This is a genomic window from Neobacillus sp. 19 (genome assembly GCF_049463095.1).
Taxonomy (GTDB): Bacteria; Bacillota; Bacilli; order Bacillales; family Cytobacillaceae; genus Neobacillus.
Genome location: NZ_JBMPZU010000058.1, coordinates 69,217 through 94,555 on the forward strand (window position 1 = coordinate 69,217; position 25,339 = coordinate 94,555).

Annotated in this window: 22 protein-coding genes and 3 pseudogenes; 5 read left to right on the forward strand and 20 right to left on the reverse strand. The window is 39.8% G+C overall.

Annotation, left to right across the window (positions count from 1 at the left end):
• Positions 1-12: 12 nt before the first annotated feature.
• The 3 genes from ACO1D1_RS18065 to rpsU all read right to left on the reverse strand — a co-directional run bounded on the left by ACO1D1_RS18065 (position 13) and on the right by rpsU (position 1,416).
• The gene (locus ACO1D1_RS18065) at positions 13-582 is read right to left on the reverse strand and encodes an NfeD family protein (RefSeq protein ID WP_423336637.1); all 570 of its coding nucleotides are present in this window, start codon (positions 580-582) and stop codon (positions 13-15) included.
• A 198-nt stretch (positions 583-780) separates the two neighbouring features.
• Complete coding sequence (locus ACO1D1_RS18070; protein WP_149871031.1) at positions 781-1,227, reverse strand: GatB/YqeY domain-containing protein; 447 nt, start codon at positions 1,225-1,227, stop codon at positions 781-783.
• 15 nt (positions 1,228-1,242) lie between these two features.
• Positions 1,243-1,416, reverse strand: a complete 174-nt coding sequence (rpsU, locus tag ACO1D1_RS18075) for a 30S ribosomal protein S21 (protein ID WP_007087607.1) — start codon at positions 1,414-1,416, stop codon at positions 1,243-1,245.
• Positions 1,417-1,610: 194 nt separating this feature from the next.
• On the opposite strand from rpsU, the gene ACO1D1_RS18080 reads away from it, so the two are divergent.
• Positions 1,611-2,552 carry a Na/Pi symporter gene (locus tag ACO1D1_RS18080; protein WP_149871032.1) on the forward strand — a complete coding sequence of 314 codons (942 nt, stop codon included), beginning with the start codon at positions 1,611-1,613 and terminating at the stop codon, positions 2,550-2,552.
• A 34-nt stretch (positions 2,553-2,586) separates the two neighbouring features.
• On the opposite strand, the gene deoC is transcribed toward ACO1D1_RS18080, so the two are convergent.
• The 13 genes and pseudogenes from deoC to gpr all read right to left on the reverse strand — a co-directional run bounded on the left by deoC (position 2,587) and on the right by gpr (position 17,452).
• Positions 2,587-3,261, reverse strand: coding sequence for a deoxyribose-phosphate aldolase (deoC, locus tag ACO1D1_RS18085; protein WP_149871033.1), 675 nt, complete (start codon positions 3,259-3,261; stop codon positions 2,587-2,589).
• A gap of 93 nt (positions 3,262-3,354) precedes the next feature.
• Entirely contained in the window at positions 3,355-4,728 is a 1,374-nt protein-coding gene (mtaB, locus tag ACO1D1_RS18090) for a tRNA (N(6)-L-threonylcarbamoyladenosine(37)-C(2))-methylthiotransferase MtaB (RefSeq protein WP_149871034.1), read from the reverse strand.
• A gap of 8 nt (positions 4,729-4,736) precedes the next feature.
• Complete coding sequence (locus tag ACO1D1_RS18095; protein WP_423336638.1) at positions 4,737-5,486, reverse strand: 16S rRNA (uracil(1498)-N(3))-methyltransferase; 750 nt, start codon at positions 5,484-5,486, stop codon at positions 4,737-4,739.
• Between the two features lie 106 nt (positions 5,487-5,592).
• A pseudogene (gene prmA, locus ACO1D1_RS18100) lies at positions 5,593-6,533 on the reverse strand (50S ribosomal protein L11 methyltransferase).
• A gap of 17 nt (positions 6,534-6,550) precedes the next feature.
• Positions 6,551-7,690, reverse strand: coding sequence for a molecular chaperone DnaJ (gene dnaJ / locus ACO1D1_RS18105; protein ID WP_423336639.1), 1,140 nt, complete (start codon positions 7,688-7,690; stop codon positions 6,551-6,553).
• A gap of 119 nt (positions 7,691-7,809) precedes the next feature.
• Positions 7,810-9,642 carry a molecular chaperone DnaK gene (gene dnaK, locus ACO1D1_RS18110; RefSeq protein ID WP_423336640.1) on the reverse strand — a complete coding sequence of 611 codons (1,833 nt, stop codon included), beginning with the start codon at positions 9,640-9,642 and terminating at the stop codon, positions 7,810-7,812.
• A 30-nt stretch (positions 9,643-9,672) separates the two neighbouring features.
• Complete coding sequence (gene grpE, locus ACO1D1_RS18115; protein ID WP_423336641.1) at positions 9,673-10,263, reverse strand: nucleotide exchange factor GrpE; 591 nt, start codon at positions 10,261-10,263, stop codon at positions 9,673-9,675.
• Between the two features lie 110 nt (positions 10,264-10,373).
• Complete coding sequence (gene hrcA, locus ACO1D1_RS18120; RefSeq protein ID WP_149871040.1) at positions 10,374-11,405, reverse strand: heat-inducible transcriptional repressor HrcA; 1,032 nt, start codon at positions 11,403-11,405, stop codon at positions 10,374-10,376.
• Between the two features lie 78 nt (positions 11,406-11,483).
• The gene (gene hemW, locus ACO1D1_RS18125) at positions 11,484-12,629 is read right to left on the reverse strand and encodes a radical SAM family heme chaperone HemW (RefSeq protein ID WP_423336642.1); all 1,146 of its coding nucleotides are present in this window, start codon (positions 12,627-12,629) and stop codon (positions 11,484-11,486) included.
• Between the two features lie 70 nt (positions 12,630-12,699).
• A complete protein-coding gene (gene lepA / locus ACO1D1_RS18130; RefSeq protein ID WP_423336643.1) occupies positions 12,700-14,535 on the reverse strand; it encodes a translation elongation factor 4 in 1,836 nt (611 codons plus the stop codon).
• A 125-nt stretch (positions 14,536-14,660) separates the two neighbouring features.
• On the reverse strand, positions 14,661-14,987 hold the full coding sequence (locus ACO1D1_RS18135) for a DUF3679 domain-containing protein (RefSeq protein WP_149871043.1): 327 nt from the start codon (positions 14,985-14,987) through the stop codon (positions 14,661-14,663).
• Between the two features lie 26 nt (positions 14,988-15,013).
• Positions 15,014-16,219, reverse strand: coding sequence for a stage II sporulation protein P (spoIIP, locus tag ACO1D1_RS18140; protein WP_149871044.1), 1,206 nt, complete (start codon positions 16,217-16,219; stop codon positions 15,014-15,016).
• A gap of 114 nt (positions 16,220-16,333) precedes the next feature.
• A complete protein-coding gene (gene gpr / locus ACO1D1_RS18145; RefSeq protein ID WP_149871045.1) occupies positions 16,334-17,452 on the reverse strand; it encodes a GPR endopeptidase in 1,119 nt (372 codons plus the stop codon).
• Positions 17,453-17,661: 209 nt separating this feature from the next.
• Here gpr and rpsT point away from each other — a divergent pair, with 209 nt between their 5' ends.
• Positions 17,662-17,922, forward strand: a complete 261-nt coding sequence (gene rpsT, locus ACO1D1_RS18150) for a 30S ribosomal protein S20 (protein WP_149871046.1) — start codon at positions 17,662-17,664, stop codon at positions 17,920-17,922.
• A 39-nt stretch (positions 17,923-17,961) separates the two neighbouring features.
• On the opposite strand, the gene holA is transcribed toward rpsT, so the two are convergent.
• Positions 17,962-18,978: a DNA polymerase III subunit delta gene (gene holA, locus ACO1D1_RS18155; RefSeq protein ID WP_423336644.1), complete on the reverse strand. Its 1,017-nt coding sequence runs from the start codon at positions 18,976-18,978 to the stop codon at positions 17,962-17,964.
• A gap of 307 nt (positions 18,979-19,285) precedes the next feature.
• Between holA and ACO1D1_RS18160 the strand changes: the two genes are divergently transcribed.
• Positions 19,286-19,420 carry a YqzM family protein gene (locus tag ACO1D1_RS18160; protein ID WP_149871048.1) on the forward strand — a complete coding sequence of 45 codons (135 nt, stop codon included), beginning with the start codon at positions 19,286-19,288 and terminating at the stop codon, positions 19,418-19,420.
• A 76-nt stretch (positions 19,421-19,496) separates the two neighbouring features.
• On the opposite strand, the gene ACO1D1_RS18165 is transcribed toward ACO1D1_RS18160, so the two are convergent.
• The 3 genes and pseudogenes from ACO1D1_RS18165 to ACO1D1_RS18175 form a co-directional block, all read right to left on the reverse strand.
• Positions 19,497-21,824: a DNA internalization-related competence protein ComEC/Rec2 gene (locus ACO1D1_RS18165; protein WP_149871049.1), complete on the reverse strand. Its 2,328-nt coding sequence runs from the start codon at positions 21,822-21,824 to the stop codon at positions 19,497-19,499.
• A 99-nt stretch (positions 21,825-21,923) separates the two neighbouring features.
• A pseudogene (locus tag ACO1D1_RS18170) lies at positions 21,924-22,373 on the reverse strand (ComE operon protein 2); the annotation flags it as partial.
• Between the two features lie 71 nt (positions 22,374-22,444).
• Positions 22,445-23,095: a helix-hairpin-helix domain-containing protein gene (locus ACO1D1_RS18175; protein ID WP_149871051.1), complete on the reverse strand. Its 651-nt coding sequence runs from the start codon at positions 23,093-23,095 to the stop codon at positions 22,445-22,447.
• A gap of 86 nt (positions 23,096-23,181) precedes the next feature.
• Between ACO1D1_RS18175 and comER the strand changes: the two genes are divergently transcribed.
• Positions 23,182-24,006: a late competence protein ComER gene (comER, locus tag ACO1D1_RS18180; protein WP_149871052.1), complete on the forward strand. Its 825-nt coding sequence runs from the start codon at positions 23,182-23,184 to the stop codon at positions 24,004-24,006.
• 414 nt (positions 24,007-24,420) lie between these two features.
• Positions 24,421-25,280, forward strand: a pseudogene (locus ACO1D1_RS18185) (transposase).
• The last annotated feature ends 59 nt before the right edge of the window (positions 25,281-25,339 follow it).

Sequence of the window (25,339 nt, forward strand, 5' to 3'; positions counted from 1 at the left end):
TCCCCAACAGATTTAATTGACTTCTCTAACTACAATTCGGGCACCTTCAACTTTTATGACTTTCACTTTTGCGTTTTGCTCGATAAAGCTTCCCTCACTTACGACATCAATTCGTTCATTCTGAATAATAATTGTTCCTGCCGGCCGTAAAACGGTTAAAGCTGTCCCAACCTTTCCCAAAAGATCTGTACGGTTAATATTTGATACATAGCCATCCTCTTTCCTAGCGGATTCCGACAATACCATTTTATTAAAAAGGACAAGCTTTTTACCGAACATCTTAACCATCATAAAGAAAACAACAATAGAAATCAAAATGGCGATAAAAATAGAAACCCCTATTTGAAGGGCATCTTCACCAGCTAAAAAAAGGCTTAAAATTAAGGCAGCAACACCAAGTGTACCAGCAACCGCTCCCGGCAGGAAAAACTCTAAGAAGATAAGAATAATGCCTCCTACAAATAAAAATAATGTTCCGTATCCAGCAAGTCCGGCTTGAAAATGCCCGTAAAAGAACAAAATGAGCGCTAATACACCAATAAATCCCGCTATCCCAAACTTTGTTGAAAAAAGCTCCAGCACAATTCCAACTCCCGCTATTGTCAGGAGAACGGTTACAACAATCGGATCAGTAAGAAACTCAAATCATTCGAGACCCCCCTTTCTTTCTCTACAACTGACTATATGTAATACGTACAAAGGAGTAAAAAGTTTCAAATTGCTGCCGATAACTTTAAAAGACCGCAAGCAATTGGAGCCTGCGGTCTTTATGTCAGAATACTATGAAAGGTGTTGTTGTACAAATTTATTTACGAGTGAACCATCTGCTTTGCCTTTTACTTTAGGCATAATGGCAGCCATCACTTTTCCCATTTCCGCTTTTGATTTTGCACCGACTTCAGTGATCGTTTCTTTAACGATTTCTGACAGTTCTTCTTCAGAAAGCTGTTTCGGTAAATACAGCTCGACTATCGAGAGCTCGGTATGCAATTTATCAACTAAGTCTTGACGACCAGCCTTATCAAATTCATGGAGGGAGTCTTTGCGTTGCTTTACTTCGCGAGAAAGGATTGTTAACTCCGCATCCTCGGAAAGCTCTTTTGTTCCGAGCTTAATCGCTTCATTCTGCAATGAAGCTTTGACCATCCGAATAACTGAGAGTTTGTCTTTTTCCTTGTTTTTCATCGCTTGTTTCATATCATTATTCAAACGCTCGAGAAGACTCATGTATTACACCCTCTCTTAAAACTTACGTTTTCTTGCTGCTTCAGACTTTTTCTTACGTTTTACACTTGGCTTTTCATAAAATTCGCGCTTTCTTGCCTCTTGCAAAGTACCAGTTTTTGATACTGTACGTTTGAAGCGACGAAGAGCATCTTCAAGCGATTCGTTTTTACGAACGACGGTTTTAGACATTCTCTTTCCCTCCCTCCGAAACACAACACACTTACATTCAATCCATGTACCATGCAATTATAATATAACCTTGATACAAGGTCAACTGAAATTCGCAACGGAGTTTCACTCATCTTAAAAAAATTACTGCCTGTCTTAAAAAGTGGCATGTACCGCTGCTTTTAGCCATAGAATGAAGCGAGGAGGCCTAGAACATGCTGTACATACTATTATTTGTTCTTTGCATTTTATTATTTATATTTGGAATGACCATAATCAGGTTTGGCTTATTTAATTTATCTGCAAATAAATTAAAGACATGGTTGATAAAATTAACAAGCACACCTTTAAAAGGAATGGTAACGGGGACGTTTATTACTGCCCTGCTGCAAAGCAGTTCTGCTGTTATGGTGATTACAATAGGATTAATTTCAGCCAGAATAATGACTTTTCCTCAATCCATTGGAATTATTCTTGGCACAAATATCGGCACAACTTTTAAAACTGAACTTATTACGTTTGATTTAGATGCCATTCTTGTTCCTCTTGCTGTTAGTGGAGCATTACTCATTTTATTCAAAAATAAAAAAATGAGAAGTATCGGTATGCTTTTATTCGGAATTGCCTCCGTTTTTACGGCAATGAAGGGTTTTGAATTATTAGCACAACCTTTAACAACAATGGACTTTATTAATAAATTTATTTTATCAATTAATGACAATCTTATGTTAAGTCTTTTGGCTGGTGCTGTTATTACAGCCATTATCCAATCCAGTACGGCGATGACGGGTATAGCAATGGGATTTTTAACGGCCGGCTTGCTGCAGCTTGATGCCGGGATCGCAATTGTCCTTGGTGCGAATATTGGTACATGCATTACCGCTGTTATTGCCTCAATTGGGGGTGGAAAGGAATCGAAATTAGCCGCATTTGCACATGTTTGGCTCAATGTGTTTGGCGTTTTGCTGTTTATCCCGATAATTCCACTGCTAACGGAGAACGCTCCGTTACTTGCCAGTAAAAAAGATGTCCAATTAGCTCATATTAGTGTGATTTTTAATGTGGCAACCTCATTGCTCGTATTACCGTTCGCCACACGTTTTGGAGAGATGATATTATTTTTTCACGATCGGCGGCCTAAGCGGCCTGTATCGTGAAAAAGACGGCGCAGGTCGCCGTCTTTTTTTGTAGTTAATAATCCGAAGTAACCTTTAGTCCATTTATTATCGCAACACTTGAGCTTGCACCAATCCGCGTTGCACCGGCCTCAATCATTTTTTCTGCATCCTCCGTACTGCGGACACCGCCTGACGCCTTAACACCTATAGAAGGTCCCACAGTTTGTCTCATGAGAGCAATATCTTCAACTGTTGCGCCCCCTGTTGAAAAGCCTGTTGAAGTTTTCACAAAATCAGCACCGGCTTTTACAGAAAGCTCACAGGCACGAATTTTTTCTTCCTGCGTTAACAAACTTGTTTCAATAATAACCTTCGTCAGCGCCTTGCCCTTAGCTGCATCAACAACAGCACGGATATCCTTTTCAACTAAGTCATCATTTTGATCCTTCAATGCACCAATATTAATAACCATATCCACTTCATCGGCACCATTATCAACAGCATTTTTCGTTTCAAATGCTTTAACATCTGAAGTTGTGGCCCCTAGAGGAAAGCCGATGACCGTACACACCTTAACACCGCTGCCTTGCAAAAGCTCTTTGGAAGTACTAACCCAAGTTGGATTCACACATACTGAAAAAAAATTATTTTCCTTAGCCTCTTGGCACAAGGTTTGAATCTGTTCCCTCGTTGCTTCTGGTTTTAGTAACGTGTGGTCAATCATTGCAGCAACATTAGCAGCAGTCATTTACATGCTCCTTTCAATTTTTAATATGGAAAGAAACTTGTTTCTTACAGTAGTTTGCCCAAAAAAAAAGAACCTGCGAGAGGTTCTTTTTCCTTAAATAGCAGCTTCTTCTTTGTTAAAAACTTCTTCCTTAACTAACGCAGTATCCTCCACAACTCGGACAAATTGGCCCTCATTGTATGGATAGCCTGCTTTTGTAATTTTTACCTTAACAATCTTACCGATCATCGCTTCTGTTGCAGGAAATACTACTTTCAAATAGTTGTCTGTATAACCAATATATTTTCCAGAAGCAGCTTCCTCCTTGTATTCTTCTTCTGGAATTACTTCTAAAACTTCCCCTTCAAACAGTGAGGCGTATTCCTTTGCTAACTGATCAGATAGGGAAATTAGGCGGTGTACACGTTCATTTTTCACTTCTTCATCGACTTGGTCTTCCATCCTTGCTGCTGGCGTTCCAGTACGTTTAGAATATGGGAATACATGGAGTTCAGAGAACTTATGATCCTTAATAAAATTATAGGTTTCCATAAATTCTTCTTCAGTTTCCCCCGGGAATCCAACAATGACATCAGAAGTAACCGCAAGACCGGGAAGTACTTCTTTCAAGCGTTCGAGTCTCTCTCCAAAGAATTCCATCGTATATTTACGGCGCATCCTTTTAAGTACCGAATTAGAACCGGATTGAAGCGGAATATGCAAATGACGGACAACAATATTCGATTGGTTAATAACTTCAATGACTTCATCCGTAATCTGGCTCGCCTCAATCGAGGAAATCCGAAGGCGTTCAAGACCATTAACACCCGCTTCTAAATCACGTAGCAGCATGGCAAGATTGTAATCCTTCATATCTTCGCCGTAACCGCCGGTATGAATACCGGTTAAGACGATTTCTTTATAGCCCGCATCGACGAGCTGCTGTGCTTGACGAATAACTTCTTTCGGGTCGCGAGATCTCATTAAACCGCGAGCCCATGGAATGATACAGAAGGTACAGAAGTTGTTACAACCCTCTTGGATTTTTAAAGAAGCACGTGTTCTGTCCGTAAATGCAGGAACATCAAGCTCTTCATAAACACGGTTTTTCATGATGTTTCCAACACCATTAATCGGCTGGCGTTCCGCTTTGTATTGTTCAATGTAATCAAGCATTTTCACACGATCCTGCGTGCCTACAACAATATCAACACCTGGAATAGCCATAATTTCTGCTGGCGATGTCTGTGCATAGCATCCTGTGACACAAATAACCGCATCAGGGTTTTTTCTAACTGCCCGGCGGATAACCTGTCTGCTTTTCTTATCACCAGTATTGGTTACCGTACATGTATTGATAATATATACATCGGAAATGGATTCAAAATCAACCCGTTCATAACCTTCTTGTTTAAACAATTGCCAGATGGCTTCTGTTTCATAGTGATTTACCTTGCATCCAAGTGTATGAAACGCGACTGTTGCCATTTGTAAACTCACCTCAATAGTTCAAAATGATAGGATATGGCCGCAAGTGCATATAATGGGGCCGTTTCCGTTGGTAGAATTCGCGGCCCTAAGCCGCATAGACCAAATCCATGATCTCGTAATAGTTGTACCTCTTCATCCGCTAAACCGCCTTCAGGTCCAAAAACCAAAAGTAGTGAATGTCCTTTTTTCATTTTTTTGAGGACAGATGAAAATACAGATGTCTCACCGTTTCTGCTTTCTTCCTCAAAAGCGGCTAATTTATAGTCAAAATCCTTACTTTTGGCCAGCATTGCTTTAAAACTCATCGGACTAATAATTTCAGGCATAAACGCACGATGGGATTGTTCTGCCGCTTCTTTGGCAATCTTTTGCCATCTCTCTATTTTTTTTGCAGCTTTTTTTTCATCCCACTTTACGACTGAACGAGATGCAGCAAATGGAAGAAACTGATGTGCACCTAGTTCCGTTCCCTTTTGAATAATCCATTCCAGCTTGTCCCCTTTTGGGAGCCCGCTAGCTATTGTAATTGAAATGGGAAGCTCGGAAACTTCATCTTTCCATTGTACAACGTCTGCAACGACACTTTCATCGGTAATTTCTGCAAGCCTGCAAATAGCTTGTTTTCCCTCTGGATCGACACAAATGATTTGATCGCCCATTTGCATACGCATCACCTTCACAATATGATGGCGGTCTTCGTTATTAATGAAAAAACGATCATCATTTGCATGTTTGTTCACAAAGTAGCGTTGCACACTTTTGCACCCTCTCTAAAACATTTTACTCTTTATTTTACAAAAGATAAGGCAATAATGAAAGATGTGAAAAATAAAAAGGGGTCTCTACACCCCTTTTTATCGATTATATCCTTTTAGCAATAATGGCAACCCAGTCTTCCATTAAGATGGTTTCTGAAATTTCAAAACCTGCCGCAACGAGCGCTTCTTTAACCTGATCTTTCTTTTGCTGGATAATCCCGGATGCAATGAAAGTTCCACCTGGCTTAACGACATGGGCAACATCTTTCGTAAATCTTAAGATCACTTCAGCTAAAATATTCGCAACAATCACATCCGCCGAATTTTCCTCAACACCATCTAAAAGATTATTTTGAGAAATGGATACGGTCTTACTTACTTTGTTTAACTTGATATTCAGCTTTGCAGATGTTACTGCTACTTCATCAAGGTCATAAGCTCTTACATCCTCTGCACCAAGCATGGCAGCGGCAATGCTGAGCACCCCAGATCCAGTACCAACATCGATCACCCTGTCACCGGGACGAACAGTTCGCTCAAGGGCCTGGATACACATAACAGTAGTTGGGTGGGTTCCGTCCCAAAAGCCATACCTGGGTCTAATTCAATGATTAATTCATCACTGCTGACCGGTTCATAAATCTCCCAAGTAGGAACAATCGTGAATTTTTCTGAAATTTTCACAGGGTTATAATATTTCTTCCACGCTGTTGCCCATTCTTCTTCGTGCACTTCGCTAATCGTTACTTTATTTAACCCCAAGTCAATATCGTAAATAATCAGATTATTGATTGATTCCTTAATCGCGTCAACTGTTTCTCCCAAGAAACTGTTAATAGGCAGGTAAGCTTTAACGATAACCCCTTCTTCTGGATAATCGTCGGGATTGAGTTGGTAGATTTCTCCGAATTGATCTTCCCTTTCCTTCGTCAATTCAAATGGATCTTCTATGACTACTCCGCTCGCCCCGGCTTCATGCAGGATATGTGAAATAGGTTCGATCGCTTCGTTTGTTGTGTGGATACTAATTTCTGACCACTTCATTCTACCAACTCCAATTCTTACTCGCTTTTAAAAGCACGTTTTACTTTTGAGAAAAAACTTTCTTCATGTTCGCCAATAGGTGACGAGCCGCTAAGCTCTGCAAATTCTTTAAGCAATTGCTTTTGTTTATCTGAAAGCTTTGTCGGTGTAATAATCCGGACAATTATATACTGATCCCCAACACCATATCCGCGTACATTCGGAATACCTTTTCCTTTCAAACGGAATTTTTTACCCGTTTGAGTTCCTGCAGGAATTTTCAGCTTTACTTTTCCACTTAAGGCAGGCACCTCTATTTCATCCCCTAAAGAGGCTTGAACAAAGGTAATCGGCATTTCACAATAAATATCATCGCCATCTCTTTCAAAGAACTCATGCGGGCGTACTTGGAAAACAACATACAGATCTCCTGCCGGTCCGCCATTAATTCCAGCTTCCCCTTGGCCAGCCATACGAAGCTGTTGGCCGTCATCAATACCTGCAGGAATCTTGACATGAATCTTTTTGCGCTTTTGCACTTTTCCTAAACCGCCGCAGGTAGAACATTTATGCTTTATTTCCTTTCCAGTACCATTACAATGGTGACATGAACGACGGTTTACAATCCTGCCAAATGGAGTATTTTGTTCCACATTTAACTGACCTGTTCCATGACAATGCTGGCAGGTCTCTGGGTTTGTTCCTGGCTTTGCACCCGAACCGCTGCATGTATTACAGGTTTCCTCACGTGGAATTTCAATATCTGTTTCTTTGCCAAATGCTGCTTCTTCAAAAGACACAGTCATTGTGTATTGAAGGTCTGCACCCTGTCTCGGCGCATTTGGGTCACGTCTCCTTGAGCCGCCGCCACCGCCAAAGAAAGTATTAAAGATGTCTTCGAACCCGCCAAAGCCGCCGCCAAAATCAGAACCGCCGCCAAATCCTCCAAATCCTTGATTCGGATCGGTATGGCCGAATTGGTCATAGTGCGCCTTTTTTTGATCATCACTTAACACTTCATATGCTTCAGCAATTTCTTTAAATTTCTCAGCCGCATCTGGCTCTTTATTAATATCTGGGTGATATTGTTTAGAAAGTTTACGATACGCTTTTTTTATTTCATCCTTTGAAGCACTCTTACTAACACCAAGTACTTCATAGTAATCCCGTTTACTCATGATTACCACTCCCGAATCTGTCACATAAAGATTATTCTAACACCGGTAATAGTACTATTGCAATGAAAAAGCCAAAGTCTGAATAAATGACTTTGACTTTTTCACACATAGTAAAGTAATTATTTATCGTCTTTAACCTCTTCAAATTCTGCATCTACCACATTGTCATCTTTCGCAGCTGAATCATCGGCATTTCCGCCTTGTGCTGCCTGTTGAGCTTGTGCCGCTTGTTCATACAGCTTTACAGTCAATGCTTGAACGATTTCCTGTAATGCATCCTTTGCAGTACGAATTTCGTTAAGATCATTTTTCTCAATTGCTTGTTTCAATGCATCTTTTGCATCGTTAGCTTTTGCAACCTCTGCCGCATCAACCTTACCTTCAAGGTCTTTTAATGTTTTTTCAGTAGTGAAGACTAGTTGGTCCGCCTCATTTCGAAGCTCAACTTCTTCCTTACGCTGCTTGTCAGCTTCTGCATTTTCTTCTGCTTCTCTGACCATTTTTTGGATTTCTTCATCAGATAGACCCGTTGAAGACTTAATTGTAATTTGTTGCTCTTTATTTGTGCCAAGGTCTTTAGCACGAACATTTACAATCCCGTTTTTATCAATATCGAAGTTCACTTCAATTTGTGGAATTCCGCGTGGTGCCGGCGGAATATCAGATAATTGGAAGCGTCCTAATGTTTTATTATCTGCAGCCATTGGGCGTTCTCCTTGCAGAACATGGATATCAACAGCCGTTTGATTATCCGCTGCAGTAGAGAATACTTGTGACTTAGATGTTGGGATGGTTGTATTACGATCGATTAATTTCGTGAATACCCCGCCCATTGTTTCAATGCCAAGTGATAAAGGAGTTACGTCGAGTAAAACTACGTCCTTAACATCACCGGTAATGACTCCGCCTTGAACAGCAGCTCCCATTGCCACAACTTCATCTGGGTTAACGCCGCGATGAGGTTCTTGGCCAGTTACTTTTTTAATCGCTTCTTGAACGGCAGGAATCCGTGTTGAACCGCCGACAAGAATAACTTTATCAAGTTGTGACGCAGATAGGCCAGCATCACTTAGTGCTTGGCGAGTTGGTCCCATTGTTCTTTCAACAAGATGTGCAGACAGTTCATCGAACTTCGCTCTAGAAATAGTGACTTCAAGGTGAAGCGGTCCGGCTGCGCCAGCTGTAATGAACGGTAAAGAAATTTGTGTGGAACTTACACCGGAAAGATCTTTTTTCGCTTTTTCCGCTGCATCCTTTAGACGCTGCAGGGCCATTTTATCTTGAGAAAGATCAATACCGTTTTCTTTTTTAAATTGATCTACTAAATAATCAATGATTACTTGGTCAAAATCATCACCGCCTAGGCGATTATCACCAGCAGTTGATTTAACTTCAAATACACCATCACCAAGTTCAAGAATTGAAACGTCAAATGTACCGCCGCCAAGGTCATAAACAAGAATCGTTTGATCTTGGTCTGTTTTATCTAAACCGTAAGCAAGTGCTGCAGCAGTCGGCTCGTTGATAATTCGTTCTACTTCAAGACCGGCAATTCTTCCGGCATCCTTTGTTGCTTGACGCTCTGCATCATTAAAATATGCAGGAACTGTAATAACGGCCTTTGTTACTTCCTCGCCTAAATAGTCCTCAGCATAGGATTTTAAATATTGAAGGATGATGGCTGATAGCTCTTGCGGAGTATAATCTTTGCCTTCAATATGCTCTTTATGATTTGTACCCATATGGCGTTTAATCGACATAATCGTATTAGGGTTTGTAATCGCTTGGCGCTTTGCCACTTCCCCGACTTGACGCTCACCATTTTTAAATGCAATTACGGAAGGAGTTGTACGATTTCCTTCTGGATTTGGAATTACTTTTGGTTCTCCGCCTTCAAGTACGGATACACAAGAGTTCGTTGTTCCAAGGTCAATACCAATTATTTTACTCATTGCCTGTTCCTCCTAAAAAAATATGTAGGCTTATTGATTTACTTTTACCATTGCCGGACGAATCACACGGTCTTTTAATAGATAGCCCTTTTGAAATTCTTCCGTCACAATATTTGATCCATAATTCTCATCCTCACCTTGCATGACGGCATGATGCTGATGCGGGTCAAACTCTTGCCCTACAGATTCGATTTGTACAACACCTTCTTTTTTCAAGGCATCTAAAAGACTGCGATATACCATATCCATCCCCTGCAATAACGATTTGGATTGCTCGTTGTCAGCTTCGATATTCATCGCTCGTTCAAAATTATCTAACGAAGGCAGTAAATCTGTAATTAATTTTTGTGCTCTATATTTTTCACTCGCCTCTTGATCCAATCGGGACCGGCGGCGGAAATTATCAAAATCTGCCTGAAGACGTAAATAACGATTTTCTGATTCTTCTAACTTATGATTAAGCTGTTCAATTTCTTTCAGCTGTTCATCGATCGGATTAATCTCTGTTTTTTCAGCCTCATCAAATACAGACTCAACCGTTTCTTCTTCAGTAAGTTCAACTTTACTAGTATCGTCGATTTCTATTTCTTCATTTAGTGTATTGTTTTTCTCATTTGTCAACTTACTCACCTCCCTTAAAGGATTTGTGTATTTAGTAAAAATCATGTCTTATCCATAAGAAAGTGGGTGAAACTTGAGAGGCATTTCACCCTTACTCAATATTACCCGTGCTAATTATTTTGATACAATTTCGTTAAAACCTCAGTCAAATCCTTGCTTAAAAATTGGAGCAAGCTTATCACACGGGAATATTCCATTCTCGTAGGACCGAGGATTGCAATCGTACCCAGCTTTTCCGCACCGACTGAATAAGAAGCTGTAATTAAGCTGCAATTGTCCATGGCGGTAATATTATTTTCGGTACCAATTGTCACATGGATGCCAGCTGATTCTTTCCGAATTAAATTATAAATCCATTCTTCTTGGTCAATCATCATGAGCAACGTACGGATTTTAGCAATATCATGAAATTCCGGCTGCGCTAATATATTTGTTTTTCCGCCAAAGAAGAGCTTTTCATGGATTGGCATTTTTAAGGAATCAGCAATTGTATGCAGCATTAAATCATAATTATGAATATGCTGCCTCAAAAGCATTGCTACTTCCTTATAAATTTTATCGTTTAAATTTTCCAACGAAACGCCTGCTAATCGCTCGTTCAAAATATTCACCGTTTTTTCCAAGTCACTTGAATCCATAGTGGCAGGTATTGAAAAGGTCCGGTTTTCAACATGGCCGGTATCCGTAACAAAAATGGCTACCGCCGTCTCTTTATTAAGCGGAATGATTTGGATTCTCTTCAGCTTATTAATGCTTACGGCCGGTCCAAGAACGATCGATGTATAATTGGTCAGTTCCGATAGAATTTTAGCCGATCTTTGAATAATATTTTCGTACTCATAAATCTTCTCAGCAAAAATCGACCGAATAATCGAGATATCCTGCTGATTTAAAACTTGAGGCGATAATAAATGGTCCACATAATACCGATAACCTTTTTCTGAAGGCACACGCCCTGAGGAGGTATGCGTCTTTTCAATATACCCCAACTCTTCAAGGTCAGCCATTTCATTGCGAATCGTCGCTGAGCTAAAAGAAATCTCCTCTTTTTTCGACAAGCTTCTTGAGCCGACTGGTTGGGCAGATCGAATAAAGTCATCAACAATAACTTGAAGAATTAACAATTGACGATCTGTTAACAACATTCATCACCTCTGTTAGCACTCATCATTACCGAGTGCTAATTATACTAATAAATTATCAAAAAAAGGGGGATGGTGTCAATCATTACATACTCCTAAAAATGTTTGGAATACCTCATTACCTAAAAAACGGCCTTTTTTAGTTAAATATATATGATTATTCTTCACTTCTATCCATTGCTTTGCGATTAATTCCGTTAGCTGCTGTTCAAATAACTTTAGTGGGTCTAGACTAAACTTTTCAATAAAATGTGAAATTGACACCCCTGCTGTTTTCCGTAAGCCCAGGAACATTTCTTCTTCCACCTGCTCGGCTTTCGATGTTTGGTGTTCTTCAAAAACAGGAAGTATGCCATTGTTGATTTGATCGATATATTTTTTCAAGGGTCCTGAGTTTGATCGTCTAACTCCATTCACATAACTGTGTGCACCCGCACCAAAGCCGTAATAATATTCATTATTCCAGTAGGTTAAATTGTGCCTGCTCTCAAAGCCAGGTTTTGAAAAATTACTAATTTCATATTGATTGAAACCATGCCTGTCCATTTCATCCATTAACAGTTCATACATGCTGGCCTCGACATCTTCACCAGGAGTAGGCAGCTTGCCCTTTTTCAGCAAATTATAAAATACGGTCTTTGGTTCAATAATGAGCGAGTAGGCAGAATAATGATTGATATCAAGGGAAAACGCCTTTGTTAAAGACTCTTTAAGATCCTGAACAGTCTGAGTCGGTAAACTAAAAATTAGATCAATGCTGATATTTTCAAAACCAACTGTTTTCGCGTTTTCAATCGTCTGATAAACGTCTTTTGCTTTATGAACTCGGCCGATTTTCTTTAGTAAATCCTCATTAAAGGTTTGAACACCAAGACTAAGTCGGTTGACACCCGCCTCTTTTAATATTTGTAATTTTTCTTTACTTAAATCACCAGGATTGGCTTCAAATGTGAATTCGCATGTATTACTTTTAGGCAGGTTTCTTATTATACTTTCACAAAACATGGAAAGCTGTTGTTCATTTAATGACGTTGGCGTACCGCCGCCGACAAAGATGGTAGCTAATTGATCCGCAGGATATTGATGAAGCGTCAGCTTCATTTCCTGATCAAGAGCTTGTAAATAATCTTCAACAGGCTGTCCCTTAAGAAACACCTTATTAAAGTCACAGTAATGGCAAATATGCTCACAGAATGGGATATGAAGGTACGCAGCTTTTATCATGTTTTACACTTCCTAATAAAAAGAGGCAGGAACCACCTACTATCAGGCATGTCCTAACCTCAGCTAGTTTTTATTTTTTTGAATTATTGTCATCCATTTTTAATACTGCCATGAACGCTTCTTGCGGTACTTCAACGGAACCAACTTGTTTCATCCGTTTCTTACCTTCTTTTTGTTTTTCTAACAATTTACGTTTACGGGAGATATCTCCGCCATAACATTTCGCCAAAACGTTTTTCCGCATCGCTTTAATGGTAGAACGTGCGACAATTTTCTGACCGATGGCTGCTTGGACAGGAACTTCGAACTGTTGTCTAGGAATCAGTTCTTTAAGTTTCTCTACAATCACCTTGCCGCGATCATAAGCAAAATCCTTATGGACAATAAAGCTTAGGGCATCGACTTTTTCAGCGTTTAACAAGATATCCATTTTGACAAGGCTGGAAGGTTTATAACCAATTAATTCGTAATCGAAAGAAGCATAGCCCCTTGTACTTGATTTGAGCTGGTCAAAGAAATCATAGACAATTTCCGCCAATGGAATTTCATAGACGATGCTGACGCGATTTTCTCCTTGATATTGCATATCAATAAAGATCCCGCGCTTCAATTGGCACAACTCCATAATAGCACCGACATAATCATTTGGCGCCATCATTGTTGCTTTTACATAAGGCTCCTCTACCCGGTCAATTTTCTGCGGGTCAGGGAGGTCAGATGGATTATCTACTTTCACTTCTGAGCCGTCAGTCATATGAACATGATAGATAACGCTCGGTGCTGTAGTGATTAAATCAATCTTAAATTCCCGTTCAATCCGCTCTTGGATAATTTCCATGTGCAACAGGCCTAAGAAGCCGCAGCGGAAACCGAAGCCAAGCGCTTGAGAGGTCTCAGGTTCAAATTGGAGTGCCGAATCATTTAATTGCAGCTTTTCAAGGGCTTCACGAAGATCATTAAATTTAGCTGTATCGATTGGATATAGACCGCAATAAACCATTGGATTTAACTTTCGGTAACCAGGAAGCGGATCTGTTGCACCATTCTTTGCATTTGTAATCGTATCCCCGACACGGGTATCGCCGACATTTTTAATGGCTGCTGTTAAAAACCCAACGTCACCTACAGTTAATTCATCAAGCAACGTCGCTCTCGGTGAAAAAACACCTACTTCATTTACTTCAAACTCTTTACCGGTAGCCATCATTTTAATTTTGTCGCCGACTTTAACAGTACCATCGACAACACGGATATAGGCAACAACACCACGATAGGCGTCATATAAGGAGTCAAAAATCAAAGCCTTTAATGGTGCATCCGGATCCCCTGTTGGCGCCGGAACTGTTTTTACGACTTGTTCAAGGATATCTTCAATCCCAATTCCCGCTTTAGCGGAGGCTAACACCGCTTCTGAGGCATCAAGACCAATGACTTCTTCTATTTCATTGCGGACCCTTTCAGGCTCAGCGTTTGGGAGGTCAATTTTATTAATTACCGGCAAAATTTCAAGGTCGTTATCTAGTGCAAGGTAAACGTTCGCCAGTGTCTGCGCTTCAATCCCCTGCGCGGCATCTACGACTAAAATGGCACCTTCACAGGCAGCAAGGCTCCTTGATACCTCATACGTAAAATCGACATGTCCCGGCGTATCAATCAAATGGAAAATATAGTCTTCTCCATCTCCCGCTTTATATTTCAATTGTACAGCATTTAACTTGATGGTAATCCCGCGTTCTCTTTCCAGATCCATCGAGTCTAAAAGCTGATCTTTCATTTCACGAGATGTTAATGCATTGGTTTTTTCCAATATACGGTCTGCCAAAGTTGATTTCCCATGGTCGATATGGGCAATAATTGAAAAATTTCTTATTTTCTCTTGTCGTTTCAGTCTATCTTCTCTATTCATGGTAGTTCACTCCTACTATTCTCGCGCATGTACACTATTTTTGATTATATCAGCAGGAAAATCAAGTATCAATAAATTTTGCAAAACAGAAAATGAGCGGCACCATCGTGGTACCGCTACCCATTTTAGTCTGTTATCAGTTTAATTAATTTTCCCGAGGCACTTGAAATTCCTTCTGACATTTTCTTTCCCATCGATGAAAAGAAGTTATAAGCACTTATTTCCTCGAGCTTCTTCTTTTTCCCCTCGATATCATGACTAGAAAGATCTTTGCCAAGAAAAGAGGCACTTATATGATCGTCCGATTCATAGATAGAAACAGCATTTTGAAAATTTGGATCATCATAGCCCTTCATTTTATGGATCCCTTTACCCGCCAGCTGCATCCCGGTTAAAACGCAGATGAGCATTAGAGCTGCAATGCATAGGCATTTTACCATAAACATTTTCATAAACACTGCTCCCTTACTGCTATTGATTATTGTTTATCCGTTGATTGCTCAACATCATCGTTTACTTTTTCAGCCTGCCAAAAATACTCACTAATCACATCGGCAAGGGCATCTGCCGAGCGATTTAATTCTTCAAAAGTATTATCAACCCCGCCAAATTCAATCAGCATGGCATTCTCTGATAGATTTTGATTATAGACACTATTTGAGCCAGGTTCATTTTTAACGATGACGCCTCTACTTAATCCCTTATATTTTTTTTCTAAAAGATCGTGAAGTTCGGTTGCGAGTCTTGCATTTTTCTCATGATTTGGATTTTTACCACCGATTACAAAGGCTAGCTTAGCATATGATTTTCCGTTAACATCAACAGTTGTATGTTCTTTCCGCTTTGCATCTCTATGGATATCAATCAAATACTGGTAGTCACGGTTTGAAGCCATGGCTTCCTGAACAAGTAATCCAGATTCTTGGTATGACTTGGGATACTTCAACCCTTTTTTATTTAAGTTCCCCTGAACATCGGTTTTATCAATGACTGTTCCGATACCCCTATCTTCTAAACTCGTTTTTAGCTGATCTCCGATTTTAGTGACGTTAATTTGTGAATGGTATGCCAAATTTGGATTTGTGACTCCTTTAAGATATGGTAAATAGGATTCCCGATTATGGGTGAAATAAACATAAACTACCTTTCGATCCCCTGTAGTTTGACCCGGAGCTGGGGATGGATTTTCATTTGACGGTCGATCTAAGCCTTCTAAACTCTGCAGTGCTGCCTCCCGCTCGCCCTTCATAATTTCTATCGGCGGGGATGACTCCATCGGCATGTTCGTATAATTCGTACCCTCTCCCGCAACCAGAATTTTCCCATCAAATTGGAAGAAGCCCGGAAGTTCCCTGCCAAGAAGGCTTCTTGGATCATCCAAATTAATATTGCTTGATAGGCTTAAAACTAAACTGGCCAGTTTTGGTGTCGAAGCCCAATTATTCTCGACCTTTAAAAAGTGATGATTTTCCCAGCCCATTAATTGATAAAGCAATTCCCCATTCACATTGGTAGCAGCTTGATTTACAGACGAGGACATAATTCGATATTGTGGCTTCAACGAGGTTAATAGCCCGCTAATAGAAAATACCAAGATCAAAAATAATGATAAGGCTGCAAATATTTTAAGTAAGCTTGTCCCTTGAACAACTAAAAACGTACCTGGTGTTCTAGTATTTTTCATGGTTCCACCTCGCATTAACGATTCTAGTAAATCTTATGACATTACTAGAATTGATAGAACCAATAAATTAGGGCAATAAAACAGGAGCCTTTTTCCTTTCAGGCTCCTGTTTTTTTATTTCGTATAATATCCGGCATTTTCTTGGTCAACCGCTGTATGGAGGGAGGCATTTAACCCGTTTGCAATTAGGTTCGCCATGTCTTCAATAAAGACATCCACTTCCTTAGGCGTGACCATTAAATTATGTCCGATCGGAGACAGCACTTCATAAATTAACTTTCTCTTCTCATCATCAGACAGCGTGCCGACCATTCCCAAAAACGTCTTCCGATGCTTTTCTTCCGGCAAATCTTCTTCTGTTAACTTTCTTTTTTCCCCAAAGCTCATACCTGCCGGTGCAAGTGCTCTAGATGGGCGGTTCCCTTCCCGCAGTTCTTTCCCAAAATGTTTAAGAATGAAATCAATCGTATCACTAGTAATGGAAACCGCGTCAACAACGGTTGGTACCCCAATTGCAATAACAGGAATCCCAAGAGTCTCCTTACTAAGTTCCTTTCTTTTATTCCCTACCCCTGAACCGGGGTGAATACCTGTATCAGAAATTTGAATCGTGGAATTGACCCTTTCAATTGATCTTGATGCCAACGCATCGATCGCAATAACAAAATCTGGCTTTGTTTTTTCGACAACACCAAAAATAATATCACTCGTCTCAATTCCAGTCAGTCCCATTACTCCGGGCGACAAAGCGCTAACGGAGCGGTAACCTTCCTCAACATTTTCTGGCTGCAGCTGATAAAGATGACGGGTGACCAAAAGATTTTCACACACCAATGGGCCTAATGCATCAGGGGTAACATTCCAATTTCCAAGACCAACTACTAGGCATGAATCTGTTTTCTTAATGCCTGACCCTTCTAAAAAATGAGCAAATTCCCTGGCAAAAATCTCTTGTACCTTTTGCTGCACCTCAGTGTTTTGCTGCCGGATCCCCTGTACCTCTACGGTTAAATACCGTCCGGCTTTTTTACCTAGCTGCTCTTCACCCTGTTTCGTTACTTCCACCAAAGAAATCTTTATATCGTCAACATCTTTTTCCTTAATTATGACTCCTTCAATTTGCGAAAGGTTTTCCTCTTGTCCGACAGACTTTCCTGCAAGCACCATTTCCCTTGCTTCAATGGCCAAATCTGTTCGAATGGAATACTGACTTAAGTCAATTGATTCACCCATTTTTCCTTCACTCCCAACCCTGTAAATAGAGATATTACCTATTTTTGCCCTTATCATTCCAAAACATGCAGATGAAAATTCTTATCCCGATTAATTGTGTATTGCAAAATAGGCTCTCGTTTGATAAAATACTTCTTGTTCTGAATTTATTATTGATGAATGTATAGTCGAGTTCATATAGTCTCGATTCTTTGTAGGAGGTGAATGGAATGCCTAACATTAAATCTGCTATTAAGCGTGTGAAAACAAATGAATCTAAAAACGCTCAAAATACAACTGCTAAATCTGCAATGCGTACAGCTGTGAAGAAAGTAGAAGCTGCTGTTACAGTTAATGACGCTGCTGCTGCAAAAGAAGCATTAGTATCTGCTGCTAGTAAATTAGACAAGGCTGCTGCAAAAGGTCTTATCCACAAAAATGCTGCTGCCCGTAAAAAATCCCGTCTAATGAAAAAAGCGAATGCGCTATAAGAAAACAAAAAAAAACGATTCCTACAAGGAGTCGTTTTTTTATTTCTTCATCCGAAACAATAACATTTCTATTAATAATGATTTATTCATTCCGCCGGTTTTCATTTGATAATCCGCATCAGCAAGAAGCTTCATGAGGTTTGATAATTCTTCATCACTAAATTTACCAGCTTGCCCAAGTGCGAGCTTGACCCTGAACGGGTGCGTTTTCAAGTAACCTGCTATTTGCTGCTGTCCATAGCCCCTTCTTGAAAGCTCCTTCACTTGATAGATCAGCCTAAATTGTCCTGCAAGCAACGCTAAAATCTTAATGGGTTCTTCATTTTGCTTTAACAAATCATAATAAATTCGCAGTGCCTCGTCTAATCTTCGCTGAACTACTTTTTCAATCAGGGTAAAAATATTTTGCTCAAGCGACCTGGCTACAAGGTTGTCAACCAAGGCAGCATTGACTCGTTTTTCCTCAGCAGCATATAAGGACAATTTGTCCACTTCGCCTGCAATCATAAACATATTTGTGCCCACCAGTGCAAGCAGTTGATCAATCGCAATTGCTTCGAATTCAATCCCACTGCTTTTTGCCCGCTCTGCTACCCATTTCTTTAATTCATGTTCAGATAATTTTTTGGCCTCGACTATTTCGGCGTTCCTTTTCAATTCCTTAGTAATCTTTTTTCGTTCGTCTAATTTTTCATAAGGAGCTGAAATAACCATTACCGTATATGGAGCAGGCTCTTTTAGATACGCTTCAAATTTTGTTAAATTGTGATCGACTTTTTCTTTCGATTTTTCAGCGGTTAAAAACGCGGGATTATGTAGAAAAATAACTTTCCGTTCCCCTAAAAATGGAAAGGTTTCGGCATCCTCTAATGCCACATCAACAGGTGTTTCCTCTAAATCATACGCAGAAAAATTAAAATCCTTTTCGTCTTCGTTTAAAATATGGCTAAGCAGTAATTGTTTCGTTTCATTGATTAAAAATGCCTCTGTTCCATATAATAAATAAATAGGAGCAATTTCCTTTTTTTTAATTTTTCTCCAAATATCTACTACCATCTTGTCCAGCGCTCCCCTTCATTTCCTCACATCTTATCGTAATGAAGCTTGGACGATTTGACAAGTATTAATTGGGAAGTGGCACTTATCGATTAAGTGCCACTTCCCGATCTATAATGAACGCCTGCAATTGATAGCCCTAGGAGCTTTTATTTGCCTGGCGGGGTTTATTCGTAAACATAGTATAGCCTCGCGTAAGTCAAGCTATTTTGACAACTCTTGTCAGTACAGGAAGCAGTAAAAGGGATGCTGGATTTTTTCAATAAAATAGCTTATACTATTAGTTGAAAAATAGGAGGGGTTGACTGTGAACGAATTTGAAAAAAATCCGCAAAGTACTCGTAACGATGCGCTTGATTCCGGGATGGGATTTGTAGTTTCCTTCGGCTTTTTTGCTACAATGTTTATTATCGCAACAATTGTTAAGCTAATCGGTTCATAAATGAGTAGCTTACATATGCGTAAACTAAGGGCTGCTTTCTGCGCAGTTCTTTTTTTATTCTGTGAATTACTTTATCTTATGGCAAATGGGTGTAAAAGGTTCCTTTCCCATGATAAAAACGGTAGGTTATGGCGCCTTGCAGATCTGTTCGGTAAATGATTGTATTTGTTTTCTTTAACCGCTCCAATACTTCCTGATGGGGATGGCCAAAGCGATTTTTCTCACCCGCGGAAATAAGGGCAATTCGCGGATTTAATTGCTGAATAAAAGCTTCAGAACTGGATGTCTTACTTCCATGGTGACCAGCTTTGAGGACATCAATCTTCATATTCGTAAATTCCCTTATTATTTTCTCCTCCCCTTCTTGGTCTAAATCACCGCCAAAAAACCAGCTGACTCCCCCTAAACGGGCGACAATAGCAATCGACCCGCTGTTCCTCTCCCCAGTAAAATTTTCTTTAGGCGACAGGATATAAAATTCACTTTCCTCCTTTCTCCATTGATCCCCTGATTTCACTTTTTTCACGGGAATACCTTGTTTCATTGCCTCCTGAATAATGGCTAATTCTGTTTCGGATGGTTCAGTTACGGAAGGCAGCAGAATTTGTTTCACCTCAAGTTCAGATATAATGGCTAAAGCCCCGCCAATATGATCCATATCGCCATGTGTAAGGATTAGTTTATCGATCCGGGTAATTCCCTGTCCTTTTAGGAATGGAACAACTACATCCCGGCCCACCTCATAAGGCTTGGTACGCTGCCTCCACTCATCTTCAGCGAAGCTAACCGTTCCTCCTGAATCGATCAGATAATTTCCCTTTCCGTGCGGCAGATGGATTAAGATGCTATCTCCCTGCCCGACATCAATCATGGTCACTTCACCATTAGGGTTCAGCCAGTTCCAGCATGGTTGAAAAGAAAACAGTACGGCCGTCAATACAAGCAAATAAAGTCCTTTTTTGGTATAGGTACCTGTTTCCCAAATGATAAAAATAGCCGAAATAAGCACAATGTAGAGGATTAGTATGAACACATTTGGTTTTCCTGGAATAAAACGGACAAATGATAAATGAGCTAAAATTTCAATCAGCTGATTCGAAAGATGAATGGTTTTTACGAAAAAGTCAATAAAGATTTGCGGGGTTTTTGCGAACAGAAGTTGAATAAAAAACAATGCATATAATCCAGGAAGATAAACAAATGAAAAGAGAGGAATATATAGCAAATTGGCGAATATACCGACTAATGATACCTCGAAGAAATGATGCAGCAGCAATGGCAATGCTGCCAGCTGTGCCGTCACAGATGTAACCAACATCCGTATCCAATTCTGCTGGTATTTGGTAAGGATTTGTCGTGCAGACAGAATGATCGCAAAGCTGACTGAAAACGAAAGCTGAAAACCAGCATCAAAAATCACCATTGGAGAAATCAATAGAAAGAGAATGAATGCCCAGCTAATGGCATCAATTGGTAAAAGTTTCATATGGCTTTTAAATTTGACTGTGAAAAGGACCAAGAAGATCATTAATGCTGCCCGGATAACTGAGGGCGAACCGCCTGTAAGGATGACATAAACGGGGAGCAGCATGAGAAGAAAATTTGTCATGAACTGTCTTGTCAATCCAAATCGAATCCCAATATAAAAAACCATTCCAATTAACAGGGAAACGTGAAGGCCGGAAATGGCTAATAGATGAATGATTCCTGTTTTTTGATAATTCCCAAGTAATTTAGGATCAAGCAGGCTCCTGTCACCAAAAATTAAAGCGGCCGAAAGGGAGGAAATTTCGGGTGGAAAATGATTCTCAAGATAGCGGATACCGGAAAAACGAATTTGTTTGATCAACACGAGCGGAGAGGGTTTCAATGGAGAACAATGTTGGAGTGGGTTTTCCTGAATCTCAGCAATCCAATAAATACCCTTAAATGACAAATACCTGCGGTAATCAAAAGCATTTGGATTTTTCGCTATCGCTGGTTTTTTCAGGGTTCCTGACACTGAACATAAACCGCGATAAAAACTTTTATTCTGTAATGCCCCTTTTTCCGCTTCTGATTTGATTTCGTAACGGATCAGGAGTTTTTCTTTGGATTGCTTTTCGATAGCAGGTACTTGTAGTACATTACCATCAATTTTGGGATCACCAAAATATTCAATGATAAAGTTTTTACTTGTAACGGGGATGACTGATTTATTCTTTGTTTCAGCCTGCACTCCCACGAGGAGGAATGCAACAAATACTATGAAAATCTGGAAAAGCTGGGTACTTCCAAACCTTTTATATTTTTTTAAACTATAAAGATAAATGCCAATTAATAATAAAAAAGTGTGATACGAAATAAGTGCACATAAAACCCCCATTAATGCAGAAAGAGCGAAATAAAGATATTTTCCATTCATCTTTTTTCTCCAATTGTGGTATTTGTCGAAGAGTTTTTAGATTATTGAAGACGCCGGAGAATCCCCCAGCGTCTTTAAAAACGATGTTCATTGGTTAATATTGCGGAAATCAATAACTGATTCCGTCAATTCAACCTTGGCCACTTTGACATTTGCTTGTTCAAAAAGTTCGATTGCGTAAGGATGATTTTTATAATCCTCCGCGTAATAAACTGTTTGAATTCCTGCCTGGATAATCGCCTTACAGCATTGCAGACAAGGGAAATGTGTAACATAAATTTCTGCCTCAGCAGTTGGTACACCAAACTTTGCGCATTGCAGCAGCGCATTCATTTCAGCGTGAATCGTTCTTACACAATGATGATCAATTACATAACAGCCTTTATCAATACAATGATCGCCGCCGGCAATAGAGCCGTTGTAACCGCCGGCAATAATCCGTTTATCTCTCACAATCGTTGCACCCACTGTCAAGCGTGTACAGGTGCTTCTTAGGGCGAGTAAATGGCTTTGTGCCATAAAATATTGATCCCAAGAAATTCGTTCCATTTTTCTCCACTCCCTAGAAAATACTTTCTTTTAAGTTTACTGGTGTTTGTCCATTTCGGTCAATGAAGAATTTAATTAACGACAATTAAATCCTTTAATTTCTCAAACGTTTTATCGCCGATACCGTTGATACTCTTTAAATCTTCAACCATTTTAAATGGACCGCTGACATTCCGATATTCAACAATCGCCGCAGCCTTTGCCGGGCCAATACCAGGAAGGTTTTGCAGTTCCTTCTCATCCGCTTTATTAATATTTATTTTCCCTTGATTTTGGCCAGCACCGCCAGATACCGCGACACCTCCTTCAGGTGTACTTGTAACAGGGATACCTGCCTCTCCCTTAGCGGGTATGTAAATCACCATTTCATCTTGGACATGCTCGGCTAAATTCACTTGTGTTTGGTCTGCCAGATCTGTTAAGCCGCCCGCCCGGCTAATCACATCAATAACCCGTTCACCTGTAGTGGATTCATAGACCCCTGGCAGCTTTACTTGCCCCTTCACATCAACCATGATTTTTTCCGGCAGTACAGCAGCTTGATTTGTTTGTTGGTTATTTTCTGCTTCCTTGACATCTCCTTGAAGCATGCTTTCGTTCATCATGGCATTAATGGGGGCAGGCTCTGAATCATCATACATATAAAAAAAATAAAAGCCGCCGGAAACAATAAAACCAACTACAATTAAGGTTAACTTATGCTCAATAAGCCAGTCTTTCAAAAGAATCCATCCTTTCTAAAGGTATATTTCACTTCTGGTTTTCATATGGTTATAAAAGAATATTGCATGCGAAGGAGGGTCGGAAAATGAATATAGGTATCATCGGTACCGGAAATATGGGGACAATGTTGGTTGAAGCTTTGATTGATGGAAAAACCATTGCCCCTTCTTCAATGATGATTACAAACAGAACGAAAGCAAAAGCCTTTCTGCTTAAAGATAAATATAAGGGAATTAGGGTTGGGGCAAATGCAGAAGAAGTAGCAGCTCAATCCGATTTGGTATTTATATGTGTAAAACCGTTAGAAATATTTAAGGTTTTGGATAAGATTAACCCACATTTAGGCCCTGAAAAATGTCTTATTTCGATAACGAGCCCTGTCAGTACAAGCCAAATTGAGAAAAAGGTATCTTGTTCAACAGTCCGGGTGATCCCAAGCATCACCAATCGTGCGTTAACAGGAGTTTCTTTGGTTACCTATGGAGAAAATTGCAGTGAATATTGGAAGACAAATGTTAATCAATTGATTTCGAATATTTCCGTACCAGTTTGTATTGGAGAAAATATTACGAGGGTTGCCTCTGATATCGTTAGCTGCGGTCCTGCTTTCTTCAGCTATCTGCTGCAGCGTTTCATAGAAGCAGCAGTAAAAGAGACTGAAATTGATAAAGAAGCAGCGACGATATTTACGAGTGAAATGATTGTTGGGCTTGGTGAATTAATAAAGCAAGGGCATTATACCTTACCGTCATTACAGGAAAAAGTAAGTGTAAAGGGCGGTATAACCGGTGAAGGAATTAAAGTATTAGAAAATGAAATTGGGGATGTATTTGAACATCTATTTCAAGCAACACATGCAAAGTTCAAAGAGGATCTTGATAAAGTGGAGATACAATATTCTAATCTATAAATTCGCCTTCATTTGACAAAATCCTTCTTTCATTTTATAAAAAAAGCCATCTTTTTATAAAAAAGACGGCTTCGGGCTGTCGAGAAACTCTCGACAGCCTTTATTTTATTTAATTTCTTTAATAATTCACCGCGTTAATTAACTTAAATTATTAATAATTCAACTATTCAACATGTCTGTTGATTTGCGCTCCAGGCACTTCGCTTTCCGCGGGCGTGCCGGGGAGCCTCCTCGGCGCAAGCGCCTGTGGGGTCTCCCACTGCCCCGTACTCCCGCAGGAGTCTTCGTGCCTTCCGCGCAAATCAACAGGTGTTATTAATAGGACGAGCAACTCAACCAATATTTAATAAGATAAGTGGTTAAATCAATGTTTAAGCCAAAAGAGTCTGGTCAAAGGAATATGAATTTGAGTGTATTGATGAATTAGTTCCGAATGATCACCTTCTTCGATTGATTGATAAATATGCAGACTTTTCATTTCTTTTTGAAAAAGTACTCTCTTTTTATAGTGATGATAACGGCCGTCCATCTGATCCCCCTTATTCTTTTTAAAATGATGTTCATAGGGTATCTCTTTGGCATACATTCCGAAAGGAAAGTAGAAAAAGAAATTAAAATGATCATTGCTTATCATTGGTTTTTAAGTTTAAAATTTTATGATCCGGTTCCTTACCTGAATCGATTGGACCGTCAGGTCCAATGGTTTGGTTTTAAGGTAGAAGCTGTTGCTCTAGATTCAGGCTATCTTACTAATCCTAAAGGACTTTCTAATCGTAATATATTTGGCGTTATTGCCCATAGTCGATTCCATCCTACTACTGGCTTATTCCCTAATTGGAAATTTACTTTGACAATGAACGGGATCTTTACATTTGTCCTAATACCCAAGAATTACCCTACAAGACAACAAACCGAGAGTGTTTAAAGAATACAAATCTGATTCGAAAAAATGTGAAGGCTGTCCACTTTTATTCCAATGCACACGTTTAAAAATTAAAGTGAAAGTTGTAACACGACATGTATGGGAGGAGTTTAAGGAAAAGGTAAGAGTAAATCGCTTATCAAAATCAGGAAAAGAGCTATATAAATTTTGAAAGGAAAAAATTGAGCGAAGCTTAGCAGACTCAAAGAGCTGCATGGGCTTCGCTACTGCCGGTTGCGGGGTAAAAAAAGCAAGTGAACAGGCTCTTCTTACTGTAGCTTGCCAGAACACGAAAAAGATTGCGACACACTTATTCAGGCTGGAAAAGGTGTGTTGCAATTCTTTAAGTTGATTATCTCCTGTTGATTGGAGCGGAAGGTGCGAAGACTCCTGCGGGAGTACGGGACAGGT